We start from the raw sequence: 26,494 nt of genomic DNA, 5'->3' as shown, positions 1-26,494 counted from the left end.
AGGCCTGCTACTGGTAATTCAATTCATGGATAACTTTATTGGCGTTTCCATTCTGGTAGTAGAAGTGCCACTTCGAAGTGAATGGCCAGTAGGTGGCGACGTACTCGCCCCACAGGACGGCTTCGGCCCACGGCCCTCCATGGGTATACGGGGCCGCCCGTTGGATGGCGGGAACATTGTATTTGTCCGACGGCAGCAGCCAGGAAACGTTGGTGCCATAGCGGAAAAGATCATCCTGGGAGAAGATCGGATTCTGATTGCCCGTGGTGTACAGGTTGTAGTGTCGAACCCTGATGAACCCGCCGAAGTTCTGGATTCCCACGCAACAGCCTGTCAGGTTGGCAGTGAGGAACAGGAGTGGGTCGTTGCCCGTCGGGGTCGCAGGGAGGTCGACATAGAATCCCGCGTCAGGATTCCACGGCAGGTAGTAGGCACGATGCGAGTTGCCGTCTGCCAACGCCAGCAAGTCTCGATCAATATCAAGGCGCAGGTCGAAACTGACGATGCCTGCGTGAGTATTGGCGAAGGTGGGACAAAGATGGCGTTTTTCCAGTTCAAGTCTTGCCTTCAGCATGGCAACGTCCTTCCATTGGTCATGAATAAATACAAGGTGAAAAACGACACTTCACCGCCTGAAGCCCAGGGCAAGTCATTCCAACACCCACTCCGCCAGCTTTCCCGTCACCTGCGTCATCAATACATTCTCGACATCCCGTGCCCCGGCCGCGCTGCATTTGGCCAACACCGCCTTGACGATTCCCGCATCGAATTCGAACTGCTTGCCCGTTGCCGCCTTGTAGCGCCCGCGCAACTTCTCCAACTTCGCCAGCACGATTCCCTCCAGCGTCGCCTCATCCAGCGGCCGGTACGCCACCACCGTCATGCGCGCCAAAAAGGCCGGGCGGAACGCTTGCAGCAGCACTTTGTGCAAAGCTTCGTTGAAGGCGTCGCTGCCCAGTTGCGCGGTCGGCGTGTCCAGCAGCAACTCGGCGCCGACGTTGCTGGTGGCGAGCATCACGGTGTTCTTGAAGTCCACCACCAGGCCGGTGCCGTCTTCCATCAGGCCTTTGTCGAAGACGTTGTAGAAGGCTTCGAGCACGTCCGGGTGGGCCTTTTCGATTTCATCCAGCAGCACCACGGAATAGGGTTTGCGCCGCACCGCTTCGGTGAGCACGCCGCCGCTGCCATAGCCGACGTAGCCGGGTGGGGCGCCTTTGAGTTGGCTGACGGTGTGAGCTTCCTGGTACTCCGAGAGGTTGATGCTGATCAGGTTGCGCTCACCGCCGTACAAGGCATCGGCCAGGGCGTAGGCGGTTTCGGTCTTGCCCACGCCGGTGGGGCCCACCAGCAGGAACACGCCGACCGGCTTCTGCGGGTCGGTAAGGCCGGCGCGGTAGGCTTGCAGGCGTTGGGCGATGGTGTTCAGCGCCGTGCCCTGGCCCATGACCCGCTGGCCCATGCGCTGGCCGAGGGTGCGCACGGCATGGGCTTCGTCGGCGAGCATCTTGCCGACCGGGATGCCGGTCCAGCCGGCGATCACCGCGGCGACGGTCTTGCTGTCCACCTGTTCGGGCACCAGCGGATCGTCTTGGCGAATGGCATCGAGACCGGCCTCCAGGCGCAGCAGTTCGGCGGCCAGGTGGTCGATGCGGTTATCGATCTCGGTGTCGGCTTTTTCACCGTCGGCGCGTTCGCTCAGGGCGAGCAGTTCGCGCCGGGTATCGAGCAGTTCGCGCACGGCTTCGCGCTCTTCGCCCCAGCGGGTTTCCAGCTCGCGGATGGCCTGCACGTTGCTGGTCGATTCGCTTTCCAGCAGGGTGATGCGTTCGCGATGATCCAGACCGGTGGCCTGTTCCCGGCGCAGGCGTTCGACTTCATCCTTGAGGCTGTTCTGCCGGTGACGCAGGCTTTCCAGGGGCGGTGGCACGTCGTGCTGGCCGAGGGCGACCCGGGCGCAGGCGGTGTCGAGCACGCTGATGGCTTTGTCCGGCAACTGGCGCCCGGAGATGTAGCGGTGGGACAGCTTCACCGCCTCGTGGATGGCGGCGTCCAGCACTTGCACGCCGTGGTGCTGTTCCAGTTTGCTCGCCACGCCCCGGAGCATTTCCACGGCGGTGAGTTCGTCCGGCTCCTCGACCTGCACCAACTGGAAGCGGCGGGCCAGGGCCGGGTCTTTCTCGAAGTATTTCTTGTACTCCAGCCAGGTGGTGGCGGCCAGGGTGCGCAGTTCGCCCCGGGCCAGGGCCGGCTTGAGCAGGTTGGCCGCATCGCTGCCGCCTTCGGCACCGCCGGCGCCGATCAGTGTGTGGGCTTCGTCGATGAACAGGATGATCGGTTTTTCCGCGCTGCGTACCGCGTCGATCACGCCCTTGAGGCGCTGTTCGAACTCGCCCTTGACCCCGGCACCGGCCTGCAACAGGCCCAGGTCGAGTACACGCAAGGTGACTTCCTGTAGCGACGGCGGCACATCCCCGGCGGCGATGCGCAGGGCCAGGCCTTCCACCACGGCGGTCTTGCCGACCCCCGGCGCGCCCACCAGGATCGGGTTGTTCTGCCGGCGCCTGAGGAGAATGTCGATGCACTGGCGGATCTCGCCATCGCGACCGACGATGGGGTCGATGCGGCCGTTCCGGGCGTCGGCGGTCAGGTCTTGGGTGTACTGGTCGAGCACCGGGTCCTGTTTTTGTGGTGCTTCGCCGGGTTTGGCCGGGCGCACGCCGCCGACATGCTCACGGGAGCTTTCGGTCCATTCCAATAGATGGGTGCGCAGCGCATCGCGGGGGATACGCAGCAACGACGAGGCGCTGTTGAGCAGCAGGCTGCGGCGCTCGTCACGGTCCAGCAGTGCCAGGAGCAACAGCCCGGAGCGGATGCTGTCCAGGCCCAGCACACTGGCCTGGACCACGGCATCTTCCAGCAGGCCGATGGTTTGCGCCGACAGGGCGGGCGTGCGGGTGCTGCCGGATTTGAACAGGTCCAGGGCCTTGTTGGTTTCCGCGGCCACCGCGTCACGTTCCAGGCCGAAACGCGGCAGCAGGCAGGCGAAGTCACCGCTCTCGATATCGAGCAGTTCCAACAGCAGGTGTTCGATTTCCACATAGTGATGGCTGCGCTGCATGCAGCGTTGTGCGGCCCGTTCCAGGGCGCGGCGGTTTTCCGGGTTGAGGCGTCCGATCAGGCTGGCCAGTTCCATTTCAGGCGATCTCCGGCTGACGAAGGCGGGTTTCGATCCGTTGCACGGCCAGGCTCGGCTGGCGTTGCAGGCCACCGTTCCAATTCAGCCGTGGTGTGGCCTGGCGGCCCAGTTGCAGCGGGCCGGCGCCGCGGACCAGCAGCACCAGGGTGCAATCCAGGTCTGGGCCGAAATACAGGGCATAAAGGCTGGCGAGCAGCGGATGGGTCTCGCCGATGGGCAGCAATGCGCTGGCCTGGGCCATGCTCAGCGGGCCGAGGGTCAGGCGCACGCCGGCGTGTTCATCCCACACCCGGGTGCCGGCCACTGCGTTGCGTCCCAGGCGCAGGTTGCGTCCGCCCAGGTGCAAGCGACTGCGGCTGGCCGGCGGGATTTCACGCCAGCCCCCTTCGTAGGCGCTGAGCTCCACGGGCAGCCCGAACTGTTCACGGACAATCGCCGCGAACCCGTCCAGGGAGCGCCGGCCATCGGCATACAGCGCGGTGCAGGCCAGGACTGCCGAGTCGGGGGCGGCCTGGCGTTCCTGCAAGGCCTTGGGCAGCAGGCCCGTCAATGCGCGCAGTTGCGCGTGTACGGCGGACGCGCCCGGGGTGGTAAAACCGAGGGCGATGCGATGTTTGCGCATCACCTTGTACAGCAGGCTGAGCAGGCGATGCTGGAACAGGTCGAGGAATTCCGCTGGGGCATGGTCCTTCGCCCGCGCCCGTTGCTGCAGCCATTCCTGATAGGCGTAGGGCAGCGGACCGTCCGGACCACCGAGGCCGAAGATCGGTGTGGTCAGGGTGGGCGGCAAGCCGGGTTCCTGGCTCAGGCTCTCGACTTCACTGGCGGCAAACAGCGGCGTCAAGGGCCCACGCAAGCGCAAGGCCTCGGCGTGCGGCGCGGTGCCGCTGCCCAGGGGCTCGGCCTGGGGCTGTTCACGTTCGAGCACTAACAGGGCCTGGAGCCATTCGAAGCGTTGCGGGTCGCGCCGCAGTCGCTCGCTCAGGTTCAGAGCACCAGGGGTTTGCCGGCTTGGGGTTGCCATGTCTTGACCTCCTTGTCGGACTGGACCAGCACGGTGCGCACGAAGCGATTGGCGGTGGCGTACAGGGAAAAGAACTGCGCCAGCACCCCGGAGAACAGCACGGCGCTGCTGCCGACGAAGTGTTGCGAGTCCAGTTGCAGGCGCACCTCCAGGCCGTTTCGCCAACCGCGCCAGGCGTCTTCGCCGACATGGGCGATGACCCGGTCGCAGCCCAGTCCGGTTACCCCTTCGATCTGGCGGTGGGCGCTGGCTTCGTCCCGCAGGTTGTGCAATTCGAGAATCTCGCGCAGGGCATCCAGTGCCTGGGGACCTTCGACCAGTGACAGATGGTTGAGGGTCAATTGCGACACCAGCCGCCAGCGCGATTCACCGTCCAGCCGCGGCAGGCTTTGCGGGCTGGGTGGGTTGCGCAGGCGGGCCCAGGCCACCGGCCCCGGACGCTCGAAACCCAGGGGCGTGCCGGCCGGCAGGTTTTGGGCCAGGTGGCGGTTGGTGCACAGCAGTTCGGCGGTGAGGCTGTAGTCGCGGGTGTCGGCCAGCGGGTCGAACTGGGTGTCCACCAGGCTGATCATCAAGTCGGTGCCCAGCCGGTTCGGGCTCATGCCGCTGACCCGGCGTGCATGCCAATAGCAGGGTTGGTCGCTGCCATGCTGGCTGCCGTAATAGGCCGGCACTTTGCGCACGCCCTGGCTGGAGATGGCGCGCATGCCCCGGATGCTGTGGATCTCGACGCTGTTTTCCCGATGACTGTCGGCCACCAGCCGATACTCGCTGCGGGTGCCGTCCGGGCGCAGCGGTTCGGACGTCCGGGGAAACAGGTTGATCACCGGGGTGCAGCCCAAAGCGATGTCGCTGGCCTGGAGCGGCAGGCGACTGCTGGGGGCGCGGTCGAACACGATGTACAGGTACAACGATTGGCTGTCGCTGGTGGCGCCGGCCAGGGGCAGGTCGAAGAAGCTGAATTTATCCGGGAAGGCAAAGTACTCGGCCAGCAGGCGCATACCAGGGTGCACGCCGTCCTCGTCCGGCAGCAGGGCCTGGTCGCTGGCGAAGCCGACGATCTGTGGCAAGCCCTTCAGTGGCTCCGGCACGCTGCCCGGCGCGCCGGCCAAGACCTTGATGGCGTGAGCGCCCAGCAAATCGTACAGCCCGGCGTTGATCATCGGTGACGCCGCGAGGTGTACCCGCAGCGAGTCGATTCCCAGCGTCGACCATTGGCTTTTCCCCAGGCAGCCCAGTTCCAGGCGCAAGGCCGAGCGAGCCTGGACCACCCCGGTCAGCGCCTGGGCTTCATCGCTGCCCAGCAGCAACGCTTCGCTGACCTGTACCGGCCACAAATGCACAGCAGCCGTGGTGCGAAAATGAATGCTCTGGCCTTTGTCCGTGGTGACGAACAGCGGGGTGTCGCGGGGCAGCGGATAACCCTCGTTCAAGTTGCCTTTGCTCGGGTCGGGTTCGAACTGCACGATGGCACACGACGGCAAGGGCCGCATGGCCAGCGGGTAAAGCTGTTCGAGCAGGGCATCGCTGAATTCGGCGTAGTCGTCATCCAGCCGCCGTTGCAAGCGCGCGGCGAGCAGGGCGAACCCTTCCAGCAGGCGCTCGACGTGGGGGTCGGGGCATTCGCCGGGGGACAGCTCCAGGCGCCGGGCGACCTTGGGATAACGCTCGGCGAACAGACTCCCGGCATGACGCAACCAAGTCAGTTCGCGTTGGTAATAGTCCAGCAGTTGCGGGTCAATCGAGTCGCTCATGGCGCACCTCAAGGCCGTCGCCGGCGTGCTCGATGACAAAGGCCACGGGCCAGGCGTGCAGGTCGCCGCGTAGCTCGCCCGACAGTCGTATGCACAGTTGTTGCGGATGGCCCGGCACCGGACAGACCTCGACCTCGCCCAGGCGCAGACGCGGTTCGAAGTGGCTGATGGCCTGGCGGATTTCCCGGGTCAGTTGGCGACGGTCATCGCTGCGCTGCTGTTGCAGCGCGGTCCAGTCGGCGATGCCGTAGTCGAGGATGCTCGGTGGTTCGGTCAGCGCCCGTGGGCCGCGACGGGTGTTGAACAGGCGCGACAGTTCGGCATGCACCGAGTCCTGCAACGCCTGTCGGTCGAACACCCGCCCGGTATCGTCCGCCAGGCTGGCCAGGCGTTCGAACAGGGGCGGGCGCAGCCCGAAGCCAGCCATGGGCGCGGCTTCCTTACTTGGTCATTTTGTTGGCGGCCAGGTCCCAGGTCGTGCCCGCCGTGCCTTCCTTGGTGCCGTCGTCTTTCTGTGCGGTGAGCTCCCATTTGATCTTGGTGAAGTTCAGCGACAGGGTTTCCACTGGTTTGCCGCCGGTGCCGCCGCTGACACTGACGTTGGACAGCACGACGTTGGTCAGGGTGTAGATGATGAACGGCATGAGCTTGCCACTGCCCTCGGCAGCGTTACGACCGATGGTGATGATCGCCTGCGGAATGGGCTTGCCCGCGCAGCAATATTCGTTGAGCGAAGGGGTGGAACTGTCGACGAATTTGGTCAGGGTGAATTCGCCGACGTGAGGCCGGCCGGAGGTGCGTTCCGAGTTGCTGACATCATTGGTGACCTGCATGGCCACGTTATGGCTGTAGGACATGACCTCGATCTTGTCCGTGTAGCCCTCCAGCAGGCTGTCGCCCTTGATGTCGCCGCCGAGGTCGAGAATGATTGCATCCATTGTGTGGAACTCCTGAAGAAGACGAATGACGCAGTGCCCGATACCGATGAATTAACCCGTGGCCAATGCGCTTGCTGTGGCTAGAAGCTTTTTGTGGCTAGAGAGCTTTTGTGGCAATGGAGCTTTTGTGGCGAGGGAGCTTGCTCCCGCTGGGTCGCGCAGCGGCCCCTCTTTTTTGGGACTGCTGCGCCCGAAGCGTCGGACCGGTCCAGCGGGAGCAAGCTCCCTCGCCACAAAAAGCTCTCCAGCCACACAGTCACACGGTCACACAGCCACGCCGTGGTCAGGCAGCTACCGGCGGCGGCAACGTCGCCACCAGGCGGATCGAGGCGGTCAGTTCCTCCAGTTGGAAATGCGGCCGCAGGAATACCGTGGCCTTGTAGGCGCCGGGCTTGCCGGCCACCTCCGTCACGTCCACCCGGGCTTCGCGCAACGGGTACTGCGCCTTGATCTCTTGCGGCGCGTTGTCATTGATCAGCACGTAGTCGGCGATCCAGTTGTTGAGATAGGTCTGCACGTTGTCGCGGGTCATGAAACTGCCGACCTTGTCGCGCATGATCACCTTCAGGTAATGGGCGAAACGCGAAGCCGCGAGTACGTATGGCAACATCGCCGAGATCCGCGCGTTGGCGTTGGCCTCGTTGGTGTTGTAGACCTTGGCCTTGTTGGTGGTCTGGCCGCCGAAGAACACTGCCACGTCGCTGTTTTTCTTGTGGCACAGGGAGATGAAGCCCAGGTCGTTGAGTTCTTTTTCACGGCGGTCGGTGATTGCCACTTCGGTCGGGCATTTGAGCGACAGGTCTCCGGAGCTGGTGCGGAACGTATGGGCCGGCAGGCCTTCGACCGCGCCACCGCCCTCGGCCCCGCGAATCGCCGCGCACCAGCCGTATTTGGCAAAGGCTTCGGTGATGCGTTGCGCCAGCGTCCAGGCGGCGTTGCCCCACAGGTATTTGCTGTGGTCGGTGCCGTTGACGTCTTCGACGTAGTTGATGCCTTCCACCGGCAGCGTTTCCGGGCCGTAGGGCAGGCGCAGCAGGAAGTGCGGCAGCACCAGGGACACGTAGCGCGAGTCTTCGCTTTCACGGAAGGCGCGCCACTTGATCAGCTCCTGGCTCTCGAAAATCTTCGACAGGTCCCGGGGGATCGCCAGTTCGGTGAAGCTGGTCATGTCGAACAGTCGCGGGCTGGCGGCGGCAATGAACGGCGCGTGCGCGGCGGCGGCGACGTTCGAGAGTTTTTCCAGCAGGCCGATGTCCTGCGGATGCCGGCCAAAGGTGTAGTCGCCCACCAGCAGGCTGAACGGATGCCCGCCGAAGGTGCCATATTCTTCCTCGTAGATTTTCTTGAACAAGGCGCTCTGGTCGAATTCGACGGCTTTTTCCAGGTCGTTCTGCAGTTCTTTCTGGGTGACGTTGAGCAGGCGCAATTTCAGCCGGGTGCTGGTTTCGGTGTTCTGTACCAGCAGGTGCAGGCCGCGCCAGGACGCTTCGAGCTTCTGCAGCTCGGGATGGTGCAGCACTTCGTTGAGCTGGGCGCTGATCAACTGGTCGATCTGGCTGATGCGGTCGTTGATCATCGCCACGGTGTCCTTGTCGATGGCCATGCCTTCGTCGAGGACCTGGGTGGCGAATTCGGCCAGCATGTCGCGGGCGTAGTCTTGCTGGCTGTCGTCGTGGGCCATGCGGCCTTCGGCGATGATCTTGTCCAGCAGGGACAGGGTCTGGGTCGTGCTCTCGCTGGTTTGAGCGCTGGATGAAGCAGGCATGGCTTTATCTCCCTTGAATGAGGCGCGCGATCAGGCCTGTGGCTCGGCCGGGGCAGGGTCATCGTTGGCGGCGACGGTCGGCAGCTCTGGCGTCGCGTCCTGGGGCCGGGCCGATTTGATCTCCTGCAGGCCTTCGGTGTTGGCGATCACGTCCCGCAGCAATTTGTCCAGGTCGTCGTTGCCGTCGAGCTTGGTCAGCAAATCCCGCAGGCGTTGGCGCGCCTCGAACAAGCGGCGCAGCGGCGTGACCTGCTCCACGACCTTGACCGGGTCGAAGTCATCGATGTGGCGGAAGTTGAGCTCGATGTTGAGCTTGCTGTCGTCGCCGCTGAGGGTGTTGTTCACCTGGATCGTGGCGCGGGGGGAGATGGAGGCGAGCACCTCGTTGAAATTGTCCCGATCGATTTCCGTGAAGCGCCGCTCATTGAGCTTGGGCAGCGGGTCCAACGGTTTGCCCGAGAGGTCGGCCAGAATGCCGACGACCAGTGGCAATTCTTTTTTCTCGATAGCGTTGCCGATTTCCACGTCATAGGTGATCTGGACGCGGGGAGGACGGACTCTGTCGAGCTTGTGCTGGGTACTTTCTGCCATGGCGGCCGACTCCGATGCATGTGTGGGAGCAATGCATCGGGAGTCCCGCTCATCGCATTCCCTTGCTGATCCGCAGGTTGCAAACGGGCGGCAGAAAACCTGTCATTCCCTTGACGAACCTGGTCCATTCAACCGTGTGGGTCGAACTACCCAAGACGCTAGAACAGGTCTATAAAAAAGCAAGCAAAAACAATTTTGGACCGCTGAGAAAAGGAAGATTCATTTTGCGTGCGTTTTTTTATGGATTTTTTTTGAGCCTGGCACTCACCGGTTGCTCGCTCTTTGCCCCCAGTGTCGACCTCGACAGCCTGACCCTGGACGTCGCTTCCGGCGCCAATGACGACACGCCGATCGCGGTGGACTTCATCGCGGTGAATGACCCGGACCTGCTCAAGCAACTGTCGGGCATTACCGCCAGCCAATGGTTCGCCGAGCGCGAACAGTTCCAGCGCGACTATCGTCAACTCATGTCGGTGTGGGGGCTGGAGCTGGTCCCGGGGCAATTCATCGACCGCCAACCCTTCCCGTTGGAGGGCCGGCGCGCCGCTGGACTTTTGGTCTTCGCCAGCTATAACACTCCCGGAGCCCACCGGCTTCGGCTGGACGATCAACGCAAGGCCTGGCTGAAGTTCGACAGTCGCGAGATGACCCTCGTCAATGATGGTCAGCACAACCAGCCTTGAATGACCGCGGGCCGCCTTGAGCGGTGACATTGGAATGTCGAAGGGAGTCGTATGAGTCTGTTACCTGACGCGGTGTGCTGGCATGAGGGCATGCAACTGCTGCCCCAGCATTTTCAGTTGCAAGGGCTGCGTGCCGAGGCCTTGGCCGCGCATTTCGCCGGGGCCTGCAACCCCTGGTTCTGGGGCGTCAGCCAGTTGGAAGTCGACCCGTCGGCCCTCAGCGCCGGCCAGGTTCGGCTGTTGCAACTGCAGGGGACGTTACCGGACGGCTTGCCGGTCAACCTGCAGGCGGGCGTCGGGCCGAGCCTGGAGCTGGACATCAGCGAAACCATCGACAAGACCGACGACGCCACCGTGACCGTTTACCTGGCCGTCAGCCCACTGTGGCGCGCCGGGCAACTGCTGCCGCTCAAGGGCCGCTTGCAATCGGTGGTCGGCGAAGCATTGCCGGACCTCACTAGCGGTGAGTTTCCCGAGTCGATCACCGTCTGGCGACCCAACCCGAGACTGTGCACGCAACTGAGCAAGGCCGATTCGATCTGCCTGCCGCTGCTGCGCATCCGCAAGGAGGGCGGCGGCTTCTGGCGCGTGCCCTACACACCACCGACGCCGGTGCTGTTGCCGGAGTCGGTCCTCGGTCGACGGGTCGCCGGGGTGTGCGCCCGGGCCCGGGAAAAATGCATGTTCCTCGCCGGTCGCTTGCGCCAGGCCCAGGCGGCTGGCAATCAGGACGATGCCGTGGAGATCCGCCGGCAGTTGACCGCCTTGTGGGCGCGCTTGCCGGAAGTCGAAGGCGCGCTGAATACCCGGGTGGCGACGCCGCAAGCGCTCTATGGTTTGCTGCTGGGGCTGGCCGGGAGCTGGTCGGCCCTCGATCCACTGGCGGGCGTCCCGGCCTTCGCGCCGTTGGATTTTCTCGAGTTGCAGCGTGGCTACGAGCCCCTGCTCGACTGGCTGGAAACCACCCTGGAACTGGTCCGCGCCGGCTATCGCAGCCTGGCCTTCGAACGCAACGAACAGGTCTTTTCGATCCAGTTGCCGGATGACCAGCCGGATCAACGCCTGGTGATCGGCCTGCGCATGCCCAACGGCGCCAGCGAGCAAGCGGCGGGCGACTGGTTGCGCGGGGCGATCATCGCGTCGTCGCGGCACATCCCGCTGCTGAGCCGGCAACGCATGAGCGGCTTGCCGCACCAGGCCATGAGCCGCAACGAACAGGTGGCCTACAGCGTCGGCGACGACACGCGTTTGTTTGTGGTGGCCGCCAGCGGGCAATGGTTCGACGGGCAATTGCCGTTGCACATCGTGGCGCCGGCATCGGCCCAGGCCAGCAGTCCGTGGCAGGTGGTGTTGTTCGTGGCGCAAGCCAGTGAAAGTGCCTGATCGCAAAAGGGGAGTCGTATGCCGGACGGAAGTGGCGGGGCGGTTCGGAGTCTGCATGAGGCGCCGCTGAGCAGCGCTTTTCGCCAGGCCTGGCTGAAGTGGTCCCAGGAATGGCAGGACTTGCCCGAGGACAGCGACCCCGCGGTGTTGGTCAATCGGGTGGTGGAGTTTTCCGGGCGCAGTGCCCAGCGCCTGTGGCGGGTGGCCTTCGCCACCGTCGGCGATGCCGCCACCGAGCAGGTCAAGGCGCTGGTCTATGCCTTCGTCGCGCTGGTGGATGAAACCCTGTTGTTCAGCCCCTGGCCCGGACAACTGGCCTGGCAGCAGCACCCCCTCGAATCACGCATGTACGCCAGTCGCCAGGCCGGCGAGCGCCTGCCGGCGGCGATCAAGAAATTGCTGGACGAGCAGATGCCCGGTACCCGGGACCTGGCGAATGTCTACCTGCAATGCCTCATCCTGGGGTTCGAGGGGCGATTGCGTGGCGAGCCCGGCCAGATCCAGCAGGCCAAGTGGCGCGCGGCGCTGTTCACCTTCGCCTGGCAACACGATCCCGATTACGTCGACGTCAGCCAGCGCCTGGCACTGTCTGCGTCGGCGCCGCCGGTGCGCATGCCGGTGCAGCAGTCGTTGCCGGACGGCTTACGCCTGGGGCTGGCGATCCTGGCGATGGTGTTGTTGCTGACCGGCCTGGGGCAGGTGTTCTGGCGTGACATTCGCCTGGAGCTCGAACCGGTGCTGCAACTGGGCGAGTCGGTGGTCCAGGAGCAGGATTCATGAGCACGCTGAGTATCGTTGCCCTGGTGTTGCTCGCCATCGTCGTGGTGCTGTTGATTGCAGCCCTGGTCTGGTGGCTGCGCACCCAGGGCGGGGCGGCGATCCGCAGTTTCTATGGGGCGGTGCGCCACATGGAACAGGAGCAGGGCACCCGCGACCGTTATCAGGCGCCTTGGCTGATGATGCTTGGCAACGAAACCGACGGTGCCCAATTGTGTGCCCAGTGGCGCTTGCAACCCACCGACAAGGCGGCCTGGTTCGGGCGTTGGTTTTCCGATGTCGAAGGCGCGGTCCTGGTGGTGCCCCAGGCGTTGTTCCTGCCCGATGAGGGCATGAACCGGCAACGGGGCAACTGGTGGCGCCTGCTCGGTCTGATGTTGCGGTTGCGCAGCAAACGGCCATTGGATGCGGTGATCTGGACCGTCCCGTTCAGCACCCTCGACGACATCGAGCACACCACCGAACTGAGCCTCAAGGTCCGGCGCTGTTTCATCGACCTTCTGCAACGCTTCGGGCTCAGCCTGCCAGTGTATGTGGTGATCACCGGGATGGAAGAGCTGCCCGGGTTCCAGGAGCTGGTCAGCGCGCTGCCCGCCGAGGCGCGCGAGTCGATGCTGGGTTGGTCATCGCCGTATTTGCCGGAGGCGGCCTGGCAGTCGCAGTGGAGTGACCAGGCCCTGGACCAGGTCAACGCTGCGTTGTCACAGTCGATCATCGAGATTGGTGCGCTGTCGGGGCAATTGGGCAGCGATCTTTATGGCTTGCCGGAGCGTTTCGAAGGCATGCGGCGGGCCTTGCAAATCCTGCTGGAGCCGGTGTTCCAGGGTAATACCCAAGGCGAAGCGCCGCGTTTTCGCGGAGTGTACTTCACCGCCAGTCAGGCGCCGGCCGTCAGCGGCGACGGTGTGACCGCCAGCGACAGCGCTCAGCGGCAAACCGTGTTCGCCCGGCAACTGTGGTCGCGGCGGCTGGTGGCCGAACGTGGCCTGGCCCAGCCGGTGCCACGGCTGTTGCGCTTGCGCCAGCGCGGGCATCGCTTGGCCGCGGCGGTGGCATTGGTGGTTGGGCTGGTCTGGCTGGGGGGCATGGTCTGGGTCTGGCACGATTCGGTGGAGGAAGCCGAAGGGTTATCGCGGCTAATCCTCAGTACCCATAAGAATCATCTCGTGGTCGACGCTGACGAACCTCAGTTGGAACCGACCCGGCACAACGTGCAGAACTACTGGAACATGTTGGAAAAGGCCCCACGCTGGCGCTTCGTCTCGGTGGTCTTTCCCACCTCGTGGTTCTCTTCCGTGGACACGCAACTGGAGAATGGATTGCGTCTGACCGCCCGGCACCATTGGATATTGCCGCTGCGGGACCTGCTCAATTCAGACCTGGAACAACTCAAGTCCATCCGCAACACCGAGCGGCGGGGCAACGTCGAGAGCGAAGACCCGGCGCAATGGCAGAGCTACGTAAAGGCCAAGGCGCTGGTGGACCTGTCGGTACGCCTGGAACAGCACAACCAGATGTTCAGCCAGGTGATAAACGATCCCAGGGCACCGCTGGACGAACTGGTGCAACTGAGCAACACCGCGTTGTCCCTGAGCCTCAACACCGGCACCTTGAGCCGCGCCCATTTCTACAACCGGGTACTGTTCGATGCGCAGAGCAGCGATTTGAAAGGGCTCGACCTGAACGCCGCGCGCCCGGTGATCGCCGATAACTTCACCGGCCTGATGCAGCGCTGGCTGGACCATTACTTCCTGGCGGACAATTTCGTGCGCCAGGCCGGTTACCTCAAGCTGCACCTGCAACGGCTGGAGGCGGGTGGCGGCAATTCCCTGAGCGAACTCGAAGACCTGATGGCGTTGATCGATGACTTGCAGACGCTGGTCAGCCTGACCAACTCAGCCTGGGGCCGGGGCAAGGGCCAGGACTTGGTGCCCGGCTACACCCAAATGCTGGACAAGGTCAGCCACAGCACCTTGCTTGGGCCGGATATCGAGCAGGACCTGGAGAGCCAGGCAGCGAAATTGCAGCAGCGTTTTCGCGATCAGTGGATTGTCCAGACTGGTTCCCGGGACAACCTGCTGGTGCAACAGGGCAGCGGCCTGCTGGTCCTGCAGGATCATGTCACGGCGTTGGACGGTGCGGTGCAGGCGCTGTTCAAGCGCGATTTCGTGGCGTTGGCCATGCAGAAGGGCCCGTCGGACAGCAACCCCGATGCGATGGGGCAGGGCGATGGCAGCGATGATTTCAGCGTCGCCCTGAACTACTTCGCCAGCTACAAGAGCTATGCCAGTGAAGAACTGCCGCGCATTCCGCCGGATTACCGTGACGCGCTGATACAGGCCGCCGAAGGGGCCGCGGCGCGGGCCATGTGGTTGAGCCTGGACGAAAGCGAGGAGTCATTGCCCGGCGTGGGCTTCAATGTGCAAACGGCCCAGGCCGTGGCGCTGCAAAAAGCCTTCATGGACGTGCGCCGTAGCGACCTGGCAATCCGTTTCCAGCGCTTGCTCAATCGCCGGGCATTGGCGCAGATCAAGAGTGGCCTGGACCAGATCGATGCTCAGCCGCTGTTCAGCCAGCGGGCCGATATCCAGCGTTGGGATGGTTCGAAAAACTTCGGCTTGCAGCTCTACGGCGCCAACGATCCACAAGAACTGAAACTGAGCCTGAGCCAACAGTTCGCTGTGATGCTGCAGATCGCCGAGCAACGCATGCCTGCCTTGGAGTGGCTGATCATCCAGCAGGACAACCTGTCGGCCCTGGAGCACGACCAGGTGGCGCGCTTCATGGCCCTCAACGATGAGTTGCTCAAGTACAAGAACCAGAACCCGGCCAGCTCGGCGGCCCAACTGGAGCAACTGGTGAGCCGGGATTTCATCGCCATGGACACCGCGTCCTGCGCGCAGATCTTGCAGACCTCCAGCCTGCCCGGCGGGCGTGGCGACCTGGCCCTGCGCACGATCGCCTTGCAGCAGGGGGCCCTGCAGCGGTGCCTGTACCTGCAACAGAATCAGGCCGCGACCGCCTGGAATGACCTGGCCAATTATTTCAATCAATACCTGGCCGGGCGCTTTCCGTTTGCCCTGGATGTGCGGGCCAGCGATGCCGACCCGGCACGGGTCCAGCATCTGCTGGAGCTGATCGACACACGCCTGCCCCTGGCCCAGGCCGGATTGGCGTTGAGCCAGACGCCGGAGCGGCTGGCGGCGGAAGATTTCCTCAACCGTTTGAAACAGGCCGGCACCTGGCTCGGGCCGCTGTTCGTGCGCGACAAGAGTGGCATTCTCGGCGTGGAGATGGACGTGCGCTGGCGTACCGATCGCGATGAGGAACGCGGCGCCGATCAAGTGATCGCCTGGAGCCTGAACGCCGGTAACCAGCAGATCAGCTACCCCGGCGGGGGCCAGCAGAACCTGCGGTGGATGGTGGGTCAGCCTGTGAGCCTGACCTTGCGCTGGGCCCGCAACGGCTACCAGCGTCCGGCCAACGACCCGTTGCAACCGAACCTGGTGGTGCGTGACCTGGAGGCGGGTTGGGAGTATCAGGGACCGTGGTCATTGCTGCGCCTGATGCGCTCGCTGGGGTCGGCCCAGCGCCAGCCGAATGTCGACTACACCGATTTCCCCCTGGCCCTGCAATTGCCAGTCACCGCCCAGACCCAGGCCCGCACGGCGGAGCAGACACTGATGTTCGTGCGCCTGTCCTTGATGAGCCAGGGCTCCAAGTTGCCCTTGTCGATTGCACCGCTGCCGACGCAGGCACCCCGTTCACCGTTCATGGCGACCTCATCGAGCCGCGCCATCGCCACCCGTGAGGAAGGCCTGTGAGTTTGCCGATATCGCCTTTGCCGGAGCTGATCACTCAACTGCTTGAGCCGATCAGCGTCGAATCGCCCTGTGGCCAGGACCTGCGCTACGAGCCGGAATACGACCAACTGCGTGAATTACGCCGGGAGGACGACACCAGTCTGCCCACCGGCGTGTGGCAGTCTTCGATCAAGCGCGCCCTGTGGCCAGAGGTGGAACGGCTGGCGACCACGCTGCTGCTGGAGCGCAGCAAGGACCTGATGATCAGCGCCTGGCTGGGCGAGGCCTGGCTGCATATGACTGGGTTGGAGGGATTGCCGGGTAGCCTGGCGCTGGTGACGGGGCTGTGTGAGCGTTATCCGGAACGGTTGCACCCCCAGGCCGATGAAGGCGACCAGTCGTGGCGGGTGATTCCGTTGGAGTGGCTGGCCCGTCGTTACAGCGAAGTGTTGCTGACGCGGGTGCCATTGCTCGATGGTCGGGACCAGGCCTTTACCGGTTTCTGTCTGGATGACTGGCAACGCTTGCAGCGCCAGCAGGTATTGGTGAACGACAGCAAGAACGCCAAGGCCTCGGCGGAAGCGGCGCGCAACGATCACAAAAAGCTCAGCGAACTGATTCGCAGCACACCCTTGTCGTTCTGGTTGCATCGCCAGGGCAGCCTGATGTTGAGCCTGCAGCACCTGCAACGGCTCGAAGCCTGGAGCGACGCTTACCTGGGCAACTTGGCCCCCGGTTACAAATCCTTGCAGGACGTGATGCAGGCATTGCTGGCACTGGTAGAGGAGTTCATCGCGATGCACCCACAGCAACCCACCGTCGTGCCCGTGCACACGACCCCGGCGGCTACGACGTCGACGTCCGAGTCGCCGGCAGTACCTGCCCAGGTCTTTCAGGAACCGGCCAATCGTGAAGAGGCCTATCGGCAGCTATTGGTCATCGCCGGTTATCTGGCCCGCACCGAACCCCACAGCCCGGTGCCTTACCTGATCCGGCGCGGGGTGGAGTGGGGCAACAAGCCGTTGAGCGAGTTGCTGGGTGAACTGATCAGTGCCGATGCCGAGTCCCGGCGGTTGTGGACGTTGCTGGGGGTTCTTTAAGGCTACGCGTCGGGTAGCGGTACTGGCGTCAATACCGGTTTTCCGGCAAAGAACGCGTTCAGGTTCTGGCCCACCAACTCCACCGTGCCCCGTGTCGCTTCCGGCGACAGGCCGGCCACATGGGGCGTCAGTACGACGTTGGGCAGGTGTTTCAGCGCCTCCGGCACTTCGGGCTCGTGATCGAACACGTCCAGGGCCGCTCCGGCGATTCGCCGCTGCTCCAGGGCGTTGATCAGATCGGTGGTGGCGACCACGCTGGCGCGGGCGATGTTCACCAGGAAGCCATGGGGGCCCAGGGCATCAAGGGCCTGTTTGTTGATCAACTGCCGGGTGTCCAGGCCGCCGGGCGTGGCGACGATCAGGAAGTCCGAGACCCGGGCCAGTTCCGTGGGCGTGGCGCAGAAGGTGTAGGGCACGTCGTTGCGCATCCGCCGATTGTGGTAGCTGACGCTCATGTCGAAGCCGAGGGCGGCCCGCTTGGCAATCGCCATGCCCACCGCGCCCAGGCCCAGCACACCCAAGCGCTTGCCAGCCAGGGAAGGGCGCATGACCTTGGCCCACTCGCCCCGGCGCACACTCGCGTCAGCCCGGGGAATGTCGCGCACCAGTGCCAGCAGCAGCGCCATGGCATGGTCAGCGACTGACGAGGCGTTGACCCCGGCGCCATTGGTCACCACGATGCCTCGATTGCGTGCGGCCTGCAGGTCCACCTGTTCGTAACCGGCGCCAATCACGCAAATGATCTGCAGGTTGGGCAGGGCGGCCATTTCCTTGGCGGTCAAACCCAAGGGGCCGCGGGTCAGCACTGCGCCGAAGCGCTCACCGTGTTCGAAAATCGCTGTCTTGCGTTCGGCCGGCGTGGGCGCCAATTCCAGGTGGTAACCCTGCCGCTCGAGAATCGGCAGGTATTCATTGACGGTTTCAACCAGTACCAGAACGGTTGCGGTCATGCTGGGCTCCTGTGGGCGCTTTGTCGAACATCAGGTATTCAACCTGATTGTAGGAGCCGAGGGCAGGGGGAGCTTGGGCTTTTTGGATTCATTTTTGGATCCTCTTGTGGGAGCGAGCTTGCTCGCGATAGCGGTGGCTCAGTCAATGAAGATGTTGGATGTGCCGGCCTCATCGCGAGCAAGCTCGCTCCCACCGGGAATGCGGAGAATGCAGGGAAATACGGTGACCATTTCTATGACAGCGATCTGATCCGCATAACCGCTCCTCAGCTAAGTCTTTGCTTCTGCTCGCTAATCCCGGACAATCGCGCCCCTGTTTCGGCCAGGGCGCTGCCTGTCGGGGTTTTCCGACTCGTCCTGGTCGGGTGCATGTGACCGGAAAACGGAGATCCGACCGGATGAATGATCAGGCCAATAGCGTCGAAGAGCGCTTTGAAACGACAGTCCCAGCCACCCTCAGCCAATGGAGTCGCCAAGACACCACCTGGATGCTGGGTCTGTTTGGCACCGCCATCGGTGCAGGCACTCTGTTCTTACCCATCAACGCGGGCCTGGGCGGTTTTTGGCCGCTGCTGATCCTGGCGTTGCTGGCGTTCCCCATGACGTTCTATGCCCACCGGGGCCTGACCCGTTTCGTGTTGTCCGGTCGCGATGGCGCGGACATCACCGACGTGGTGGAAGAGCATTTCGGCCTCAAGGCCGGTGCGCTGATCACGCTTTTGTATTTTTTTGCCATTTTCCCGATCCTGCTGATCTACAGCGTGGCGCTGACCAACACGGTGGGCAGTTTCCTGGAGCATCAGTTGCACATCCAGCCACCGCCTCGGGCGGTGTTGTCGCTGGTGCTGATCCTCGGCCTGCTGGCGGTGGTCCGCTGTGGTGAGCAGGCGATCGTCAAGGCCATGAGCCTGATGGTCTATCCGTTCATCGTGGCGCTGCTGTTCCTGGCGGTGTTCCTGGTTCCCCACTGGAGCGGCGGCATCCTGACCACGGCATCGACGCCGCCAGCACCTTCGGCGCTGCTGCATACCTTGTGGCTGGCGATTCCGGTGATGGTGTTCTCGTTCAATCACTCGCCGATCATCTCGGCGTTTGCGGTGGACCAGAAACGTCGCTATGGCGATAACGCCGAGGAACGCAGTTCGCAGATCCTGTCGCGCGCCCATGTACTGATGGTGGTGATGGTGCTGTTCTTCGTGTTCAGTTGCGTGCTGACCCTGACCCCGGCACAACTGGCCGAGGCCAAGGCGCAGAACCTGTCGATCCTGTCGTACCTGGCCAACCACTTCAGCAACCCGACCATTGCCTTTGCCGCGCCGTTGATTGCTTTCGTGGCGATCTCCAAGTCGTTCCTCGGGCACTACATCGGCGCCAGCGAAGGCCTCAAGGGCCTGATCGTCAAGAGCGGCCGCCGCCCGGCCCCCAAGACCCTGGACCGCCTCACTGCCGCGTTCATGCTGGTGGTGTGCTGGATCGTCGCCACCCTCAACCCAAGCATTCTGGGCATGATCGAAACCCTGGGCGGGCCGGTCATCGCGGCCATCCTGTTCCTGATGCCGATGTATGCCATTCGCAAAGTTCCGGCCATGGCGCGTTATCGTGGCCAGGCTTCCAATGTCTTTGTGGTGCTGGTGGGGTTGGTGGCGATTACTGCGTTGGTTTACTCCCTCTTGGCGTAGGTTTTTCCTGGGGGGCGAGCTTGCTCGGTAGCCGGCCAGGATGTTGTTGAATGAGTACATATCCATTGCTGCGGTAACGGCTGCCTACGGTTCCGCCCTTACGGCGGCTCACTTTTGGAAGAGCGCCAAAAGTAAGCAAAAGCGCTTTGCCCCACCACTCGGTGCCTCGCCTAGGCTCGGCATCCATGCCGGGTTGCCCACTGCGCAACACCTTCGTTCAGCCAGCGTGGTTAACGGGGCGCCGAGATCAACGTCCACCGCGAGGCGGCCTTAGAGCCGACCTGGCTCTTTTGGTCGTACACCCGTCAGATCTGTGGGAGCAAAGCTTGCTCGCGATAGCGGTGGTTCAGCCACATAGATGCTGGCATGTATCCCGCTCTTGCTCTTGCTCTTGCTCTTGCTCTTGCTTTAGATCTTGATCTGGACGCCCCGTTAAACCACGCTGGCCGAACGCAGGCATTGTGGAGTGGGCATCCCGGCATGGATGCCGGGATAGCCGCGCTGGGCCATGGATGGCCCTTCGCGGCGGCCCACGGAGCAATGCCTTCGTTCAGGCATGCCGAGCCTAGGCGAGGTGCCGAGTGGTGGGGCAGAGCGTTTTTGGTTACTTTTGGCGCTCTTTCCAAAAGTGACCCGCTGTAAGAGCGGAACCCTAAGCGGCCGTTACCGAAGAAACGGATATGTACCCAAAAAAGGCACTTCCCCTCAAATAGACAGGCATAAAAAAACGCCGCCCCTCACAAGAAGGGCGGCGTTTTCAGTCGGGCGTTTTAAGCGTTAGGCTTGAACGACCGGGATGTTGGCGTTCGCAGCCGCTTCACGGAACTCGGCGATCTGGTCGAAGCTCAGGTAGCGGTACACGTCCGCTGCCATGCTGTCGATCTTGCCGGCGTATTCCATGTACTCCTCGACGGTCGGCAGGCGACCCAGGATCGAAGCCACGGACGCCAGTTCGGCCGAAGCCAGGTAAACGTTCGCGCCGTCACCCAGACGGTTCGGGAAGTTACGGGTCGACGTCGACACCACGGTGGAGTTCGGCTCGACGCGTGCCTGGTTACCCATGCACAGCGAGCAGCCTGGCATTTCCATCCGTGCACCGGCCTTGCCGTAGATGCCGTAGTAGCCTTCTTCGGTGAGCTGGTGAGCGTCCATCTTGGTCGGCGGCGACAGCCACAGACGAGTTGGCAACTGGCCCTTGACCTGCTCCAGCAGCTTACCGGCAGCGCGGAAGTGACCGATGTTGGTCATGCACGAACCGATGAACACTTCGTCGATCTTCTCGCCAGCGACGCTGGACAGCAAACGGGCGTCGTCCGGATCGTTCGGCGCGCAGAGCACAGGCTCGCTGATGTCGGCCAGGTCGATTTCGATGACTTCGGCGTATTCGGCGTCGGCATCGGCTTCCATCAGTTGCGGGTCGGCGACCCAGGCTTCCATCGCTTGGGCGCGACGTTCCAGGGTACGTGCATCACCGTAGCCTTCGCCGATCATCCAGCGCAGCAGGGTGATGTTGGACTGCAAGTACTCGGTGATCGACTCTTTCGACAGCTTGATGGTGCAACCGGCAGCCGAACGTTCGGCCGAGGCGTCGGACAGTTCGAAAGCCTGCTCCAGGGTCAAGCCTTCCAAGCCTTCGATTTCCAGGATGCGGCCGGAGAAGGCGTTTTTCTTGCCTTTCTTCTCGACGGTCAGCAGGCCGTTCTGGATGGCGAAGTAAGGAATGGCATGAACCAGGTCACGCAGGGTGATGCCAGGTTTCATTTTGCCTTTGAAGCGCACCAGGATCGATTCCGGCATGTCCAGCGGCATGACGCCGGTGGCAGCGGCGAACGCGACCAGGCCGGAACCGGCCGGGAACGAGATGCCCATCGGGAAACGGGTGTGCGAGTCACCGCCGGTACCCACGGTGTCTGGCAGCAGCATGCGGTTCAGCCACGAGTGGATGATGCCGTCGCCCGGACGCAGGGAAACGCCGCCGCGGGTCATGATGAAGTCAGGCAGGGTGTGGTGGGTGGTCACGTCGATCGGCTTCGGATAAGCCGCGGTGTGGCAGAAGGACTGCATCACCAGGTCAGCCGAGAAGCCCAGGCACGCCAGGTCTTTCAGTTCGTCACGGGTCATCGGACCGGTGGTGTCCTGGGAACCCACGGTGGTCATTTTCGGTTCGCAGTAGGTGCCAGGGCGTACGCCTTGGCCTTCTGCCAGACCGCAAGCCTTGCCGACCATCTTCTGCGCCAGGGTGAAACCCTTGGTGCTTTCGGCTGGCGCTTCAGGCTTCTTGAACAGGTCGAACGGTGGCAGGCCCAGCTCGGCGCGAGCCTTCTCGGTCAGGCCACGGCCAATGATCAACGGAATACGGCCGCCGGCACGGACTTCGTCCAACAGCACCGGGGTCTTCATTTCGAAGGTGGTGATGACTTCGTCGGTACCGTGCTTGCAGACTTTGCCGGCATGCGGGTACAGGTCGATCACGTCGCCCATGTTCATGTTCGACACGTCGAACTCGATCGGCAGTGCGCCGGCATCTTCCATGGTGTTGTAGAAGATCGGGGCGATCTTGCTGCCGAAGCAGAAACCGCCAGCGCGCTTGTTCGGCACGTAGGGGATGTCGTCGCCGAAGAACCACAGCACCGAGTTGGTTGCCGATTTGCGCGAGGAGCCGGTACCGACCACGTCGCCGACGTAGGCGATCGGGAAGCCCTGGCCGCGCATTTCTTCGATCTGCTTCATCGGGCCGGTCTTGCCTTGCTCGTCCGGAACGATGCCGTCACGGGCCATTTTCAGCATGGCCAGGGCGTGCAGCGGGATGTCCGGGCGGGACCAGGCGTCCGGGGCAGGGGACAGGTCATCGGTGTTGGTTTCGCCGGTGACCTTGAACACGCGCAGGCTGATCTTGTCGGCCAGTACCGGGCGCTTCTTGAACCACTCGCCGTCAGCCCAGGATTGCAGCACGGCCTTGGCATGAGCGTTGCCGTTCTTGGCTTTTTCAGCCACGTCGTGGAAGGCATCGAACATCAGCAGGGTGTGCTTGAGTTCTTCGGCGGCGACGGGCGCCAGCTCGGCGTCGTCCAGCAGCTCCACCAGGGTCACGATGTTGTAGCCACCCTGCATGGTGCCGAGCAGTTCAACGGCGCGCTTCTTGTCCAGCAGAGGGGATTGGGCCTGGCCCTTGGCCAGGGCGGACAGGAAACCGGCCTTGACGTAGGCGGCTTCGTCGACTCCTGGTGGAACGCGATTGGTGATCAGGTCAACGAGGAAAGCTTCTTCGCCAGCCGGAGGATTTTTCAGCAGCTCGATCAGGCCTGCGGTTTGTTCGGCGTTAAGCGGCTGGGGAACGATACCCAGGGCTGCACGCTCTTCGATATGTTTGCGGTAGGCTTCAAGCACAGTTATTACCCTCATCAGTGGTCCCAAATGGGTGTCCGGGACGCTCATCCAGAAACTCACGGCACTCATGCGCGTCAGGGGGCTTTTTGGGCCTCCACGCCAGAGTTGCCGGAGTTCCTCACAGAAGCTGCTTTCAAAGTTTTACGCCTGCAGAACGGGAGCTGATGAGGGTTGGCGTTGGGCTTTCCCCGCTGGAAAGACCCTTCGCCAACACCGCTCTGAAGGAACGACTGTGCTCGTGACGCTTTGAAAACAGCTTCTAACGGACATTGGCGCCTTAAAAGGCTGGCTGATTCTACGGGAAAAAAAAATTAAAGGTAAGTTGGCCTACGAAGTTTGAAGGGGTGATCAATCTTAGACAAAGGGCTAACATGCCGGCCTGTCCTGCTTTTGCGTGTGCGTTTCCTTATGCCCAACCAGCTCATCAAGACCCCCTGCGTCGGCCTTTGCTCCACTGTCTACGGTGACCTGGTGTGCCGTGGCTGCAAGCGGTTCCACCATGAAGTGATTCACTGGAACGGCTACAACGAGGACGAAAAACGCGCGGTGTGGATGCGGCTCGAACAGCTGTTGGTGCAGGTGATGGTGGCCAAGTTGGAGGTTTTCGACCCCGGATTGCTGCGCCAGCAACTGGAGTCGCGCAAGATCCGTTTTGTGCCGCACCAGTCGGAATACTGCTGGGCCTATCAGTTGATTGCCCGGGGCGCGCGGGTGATCAACAACCTGGAAGCCTATGGCATGGTGCTGATGCCGGAGTTTCGCGATTGGGACCTGCCGGACTTGCGCGATGCCATTGATCGGGAGTTTTTCCTTCTGTCAGAAGCCCATTACCAGCGCTACATCGCGCCGGGGTTCCTGAAGGATGCGATGGGCGGATGACCCCCGGTCATATGTCCAAACGAGCTTTTGTGCCAGAGCGCTTTTGTGGCGAGGGAGCTTGCTCCCGCTCGGCTGCGCAGCAGACGCCTGGATTTTTCAGGACCAGAAATCTTTAAGATCAAGAGCGCGGGTCGCTTCGCAACCCAGCGGGAGCAAGCTCCCTCGCCACAAGAGCTTTATCGCCAGCGTCTATTCAATCCTTGACCGCCAACTCCACCAGATGATCCTCGACCTCCTGGGGCTTGAGCACCAGCACATCGCTTTCCAGCGTATCGAGCACGGCCTCGGCAGTGTTGCCGATCAACACCCCGGACAGCCCCGAGCGGGCCACGGTGCCGATTACCGTCACGGCCGCCTGCAGCTTGCGCGCCATGTACGGAATCAAGACGTCCGCTGGGCCTTCTTCGATGTGCAGGTGCTGGTCATCGACATCGAATTCGGCCTGGAACGCCCGGCACTGCTCGCGATACCGGGCCTCGATGGTTTCCTTGAGCTGGAAGGTCGGGTCGGCGGACGAGAGCATCGGCGAGGGATGGGCGCTGATCACGTGCAGGTGCGCCTTGGCGAGGAGGGCGATGTCATAGCCATGGTCGATGATGGTGGAATGCAGGTGGCGGTGCTCACCGTCGGCATTGCCAACATCGACGGCGGCGAGGATCACCTTGTCTTTCCAGGAACCGGCGGTTTTCACCAGCAGCACCGGGGTCGGGCAATGGCGTAGCAGTTTCCAGTCCGCCGGGGTCAGCAGGGCCTTTTTCAACGGGCTGTCGGGGAAGTGCTGTTTGATCACCAGCCCGCAACCTTCTGCCTGCTGCACGTCAATGATGGTTTCGTAGAGGCTTTCGTTCCAGGCCTGCTCGGTGGTGACGCTGTAGCCGTCGGCCAGCAGTGCGCTCTTGAGCACGCTGAGCAGGCCGGCATGGTCATGCTTCTTGTCGCACACCAGCAGGTGCAGGTGGGCCTGGGTCACACCGGCGATCAGTTTGGCGCGCTTGAGCGCCAGGCTTTCCGAATGTTCGGGCTCAATGACCACCAGGATGCTGCGAATGGCTTGCATGATCGGCGTTCTCCTGCAATGAAAAGGCTGGTGTTGCTCAACTATAGTTGTTGTCGGGCAGTCTAGTTGTTGTGGGTGAGTCGTCGACTTGATGCATATCAACGGCGATGGCTGGTGGTCTGGAGGCAGGCCGGTATAATCGGCGCCCTTCGCTCGACTACCTTTGCCCGTGAGCCCCATGAATCTTCCCGAAATCCACGAATTCCTTGGTTGCCGCACCCCCGATGCCTGGGTCCAGGCCGCGCTGGCCGACCAGGAAACGTTGCTGATCGACCACAAGAACTGCGAATTCAAGGCGGCCAGCACCGCCCTGAGCCTGATCGCCAAATACCATTCCCACGTCGACCTGATCAATCTGATGTCGCGCCTGGCCCGGGAAGAGCTGGTGCATCACGAGCAGGTCATGCGCCTGATGAAAAAACGCAAGATCGGCCTGCGCCAGCTCTCCGCCGGACGCTATGCCTCGGGGCTGCGCAAGGTGGTACGCAGCCACGAGCCGGTCAAACTGGTGGACACCCTGGTGGTCGGCGCCTTCATCGAAGCCCGCAGTTGCGAACGTTTCGAGGCCTTGGTGCCGCACCTGGACGAGGAGCTGGGCAAGTTCTACTTCGGTTTGCTGAAAAGCGAAGCCCGGCATTTCCAGGGCTACCTGAAACTGGCCTACCAGTACGGCGATGCCAAGGACATTGCCCAGGTAATCGACAAGGTCCGTGAGGCCGAGCGGGCACTGATCGAGTCGCCGGATGTGGAGTTTCGGTTCCACAGTGGTGTGCCTGCGCTTTAATGCGCGGGTGTTTCTACTAGCCCCATCGCGAGCAAGCTCGCTCCCACATTTAATCTTCAGTGAACATGACTAACGTGTACATGGGGAATTCCCTGTGGGAGCGAGCCTGCTCGCGATAGGGCTTATGCGGCGCTACACCTCAACCGGTCAAGCCCAGGCGTTCATGCCACTGGGCAATCGACTCTTCGGGGTAGACCTCGAATTGCTGGTCCCCCGGATGCGCCTCGACTTCCACCCAGGGCGCCTTGGACCCGAGCATCAAGTGGGTGTGCTCCGGCGGTACCGGCAGGGGTGTGTCGATGGCTGAGGCGAAGGGGTGCACCAGTTCCGGCCATTCGGGGCTGAACAGCCATAGCCCCGAACCGCACAGGGAGCAGAAATGCCGTTCGGCACTGCTGCGGCGGGCGCGTTTATCGCCTTCGTCCTTGAGCCGTGCATGGTAGATCGAGATGTGCTTGCGACCGCTCACCTTCAAGCTTCGGGCATCGCCGCCCAGGTTGATCGCGAAACCGCCGCCGCCCTGGGTCTTGCGACAGATCGAGCAGTAGCAGCGTTGATAAGGGTAGGGGTGGGCACAGGTCAGGCTGAACGACACGGCGCCGCAGTGGCAGGATCCTTCGAGCTGCATGGGAACCTCCAGTGGGGTTGGAAATGACTTTGTATAGCCTAGACGGTTGGTGTCTTGGCAGTTGAATTGAAAGTGACCATGCGACCGCCTTCGCGAGCAAGCTCGCTCCCACATCG

20 protein-coding genes are annotated in these 26,494 nt (G+C 62.8%); 8 read left to right on the top strand and 12 right to left on the bottom strand.

Annotated elements, in window-relative coordinates; translation table 11 throughout:
* Positions 1–7: 7 nt before the first annotated feature.
* The 8 genes from AD659_RS07645 to tssB all read right to left on the bottom strand — a co-directional run bounded on the left by AD659_RS07645 (position 8) and on the right by tssB (position 9,268).
* Positions 8–574: a hypothetical protein gene (locus AD659_RS07645; RefSeq protein ID WP_053119883.1), complete on the bottom strand. Its 567-nt coding sequence runs from the start codon at positions 572–574 to the stop codon at positions 8–10.
* A gap of 75 nt (positions 575–649) precedes the next feature.
* On the bottom strand, positions 650–3,193 hold the full coding sequence (gene tssH, locus AD659_RS07640) for a type VI secretion system ATPase TssH (protein WP_053119881.1): 2,544 nt from the start codon (positions 3,191–3,193) through the stop codon (positions 650–652).
* A gap of 1 nt (position 3,194) precedes the next feature.
* Positions 3,195–4,220, bottom strand: a complete 1,026-nt coding sequence (gene tssG / locus AD659_RS07635; protein WP_053119879.1) for a type VI secretion system baseplate subunit TssG — start codon at positions 4,218–4,220, stop codon at positions 3,195–3,197.
* A complete protein-coding gene (gene tssF, locus AD659_RS07630; RefSeq protein ID WP_053119876.1) occupies positions 4,184–5,974 on the bottom strand; it encodes a type VI secretion system baseplate subunit TssF in 1,791 nt (596 codons plus the stop codon). Before tssF ends, tssG begins: the two co-directional genes overlap by 37 nt.
* Positions 5,958–6,401, bottom strand: coding sequence for a type VI secretion system baseplate subunit TssE (tssE, locus tag AD659_RS07625; RefSeq protein WP_053119874.1), 444 nt, complete (start codon positions 6,399–6,401; stop codon positions 5,958–5,960). Before tssE ends, tssF begins: the two co-directional genes overlap by 17 nt.
* Positions 6,402–6,414: 13 nt before the next feature.
* Positions 6,415–6,912, bottom strand: coding sequence for an Hcp family type VI secretion system effector (locus AD659_RS07620; RefSeq protein ID WP_053119872.1), 498 nt, complete (start codon positions 6,910–6,912; stop codon positions 6,415–6,417).
* Positions 6,913–7,195: 283 nt separating this feature from the next.
* On the bottom strand, positions 7,196–8,677 hold the full coding sequence (gene tssC / locus AD659_RS07615; protein ID WP_053119869.1) for a type VI secretion system contractile sheath large subunit: 1,482 nt from the start codon (positions 8,675–8,677) through the stop codon (positions 7,196–7,198).
* Between the two features lie 30 nt (positions 8,678–8,707).
* The gene (gene tssB / locus AD659_RS07610; protein ID WP_053119867.1) at positions 8,708–9,268 is read right to left on the bottom strand and encodes a type VI secretion system contractile sheath small subunit; all 561 of its coding nucleotides are present in this window, start codon (positions 9,266–9,268) and stop codon (positions 8,708–8,710) included.
* Between the two features lie 224 nt (positions 9,269–9,492).
* Here tssB and AD659_RS07605 point away from each other — a divergent pair, with 224 nt between their 5' ends.
* From AD659_RS07605 to tssA, 5 genes are read left to right on the top strand one after another with little or no spacing between them, the layout of a single operon-like run.
* A complete protein-coding gene (locus AD659_RS07605; RefSeq protein WP_053119865.1) occupies positions 9,493–9,951 on the top strand; it encodes a hypothetical protein in 459 nt (152 codons plus the stop codon).
* A gap of 51 nt (positions 9,952–10,002) precedes the next feature.
* Positions 10,003–11,334 (top strand): type VI secretion system baseplate subunit TssK, encoded by a 1,332-nt coding sequence (tssK, locus tag AD659_RS07600; protein ID WP_053119863.1) that lies wholly within the window; start codon positions 10,003–10,005, stop codon positions 11,332–11,334.
* Positions 11,335–11,352: 18 nt separating this feature from the next.
* Entirely contained in the window at positions 11,353–12,114 is a 762-nt protein-coding gene (locus AD659_RS07595; protein ID WP_053119861.1) for a DotU family type IV/VI secretion system protein, read from the top strand.
* Positions 12,111–15,935, top strand: coding sequence for a type VI secretion system protein (locus tag AD659_RS07590; protein ID WP_053119859.1), 3,825 nt, complete (start codon positions 12,111–12,113; stop codon positions 15,933–15,935). The genes AD659_RS07595 and AD659_RS07590 overlap by 4 nt, the downstream gene beginning before the upstream one ends.
* Positions 15,932–17,014 (top strand): type VI secretion system protein TssA, encoded by a 1,083-nt coding sequence (tssA, locus tag AD659_RS07585; protein ID WP_053119857.1) that lies wholly within the window; start codon positions 15,932–15,934, stop codon positions 17,012–17,014. The genes AD659_RS07590 and tssA overlap by 4 nt, the downstream gene beginning before the upstream one ends.
* A 2-nt stretch (positions 17,015–17,016) precedes the next feature.
* Here tssA and AD659_RS07580 read toward each other — a convergent pair whose 3' ends face one another.
* On the bottom strand, positions 17,017–17,964 hold the full coding sequence (locus AD659_RS07580) for a 2-hydroxyacid dehydrogenase (RefSeq protein ID WP_053119855.1): 948 nt from the start codon (positions 17,962–17,964) through the stop codon (positions 17,017–17,019).
* A 398-nt stretch (positions 17,965–18,362) separates the two neighbouring features.
* Between AD659_RS07580 and AD659_RS07570 the strand changes: the two genes are divergently transcribed.
* Positions 18,363–19,643 (top strand): serine/threonine transporter, encoded by a 1,281-nt coding sequence (locus tag AD659_RS07570; RefSeq protein WP_053119851.1) that lies wholly within the window; start codon positions 18,363–18,365, stop codon positions 19,641–19,643.
* Positions 19,644–20,420: 777 nt separating this feature from the next.
* On the opposite strand, the gene acnB is transcribed toward AD659_RS07570, so the two are convergent.
* On the bottom strand, positions 20,421–23,030 hold the full coding sequence (acnB, locus tag AD659_RS07565) for a bifunctional aconitate hydratase 2/2-methylisocitrate dehydratase (RefSeq protein WP_053119849.1): 2,610 nt from the start codon (positions 23,028–23,030) through the stop codon (positions 20,421–20,423).
* Between the two features lie 408 nt (positions 23,031–23,438).
* Between acnB and AD659_RS07560 the strand changes: the two genes are divergently transcribed.
* Positions 23,439–23,909: a DUF1289 domain-containing protein gene (locus AD659_RS07560; protein WP_053119847.1), complete on the top strand. Its 471-nt coding sequence runs from the start codon at positions 23,439–23,441 to the stop codon at positions 23,907–23,909.
* A gap of 193 nt (positions 23,910–24,102) precedes the next feature.
* Here the strand turns inward: AD659_RS07560 and AD659_RS07555 are convergent, their stop codons facing one another.
* Positions 24,103–24,966, bottom strand: coding sequence for a universal stress protein (locus AD659_RS07555; protein WP_053119842.1), 864 nt, complete (start codon positions 24,964–24,966; stop codon positions 24,103–24,105).
* A 178-nt stretch (positions 24,967–25,144) separates the two neighbouring features.
* On the opposite strand from AD659_RS07555, the gene AD659_RS07550 reads away from it, so the two are divergent.
* Positions 25,145–25,750, top strand: a complete 606-nt coding sequence (locus AD659_RS07550) for a MiaE family protein (protein ID WP_053119840.1) — start codon at positions 25,145–25,147, stop codon at positions 25,748–25,750.
* A gap of 139 nt (positions 25,751–25,889) precedes the next feature.
* On the opposite strand, the gene AD659_RS07545 is transcribed toward AD659_RS07550, so the two are convergent.
* The gene (locus tag AD659_RS07545) at positions 25,890–26,378 is read right to left on the bottom strand and encodes a GFA family protein (RefSeq protein WP_053119838.1); all 489 of its coding nucleotides are present in this window, start codon (positions 26,376–26,378) and stop codon (positions 25,890–25,892) included.
* Positions 26,379–26,494 lie beyond the last annotated feature (116 nt).

The organism is Pseudomonas thivervalensis (assembly GCF_001269655.1).
GTDB classification, from domain to species: Bacteria; Pseudomonadota; Gammaproteobacteria; order Pseudomonadales; family Pseudomonadaceae; genus Aquipseudomonas; species Aquipseudomonas thivervalensis.
Note: the sequence above shows the minus strand (reverse complement) of the source record. Positions and strands in the feature narration are given on the sequence as shown.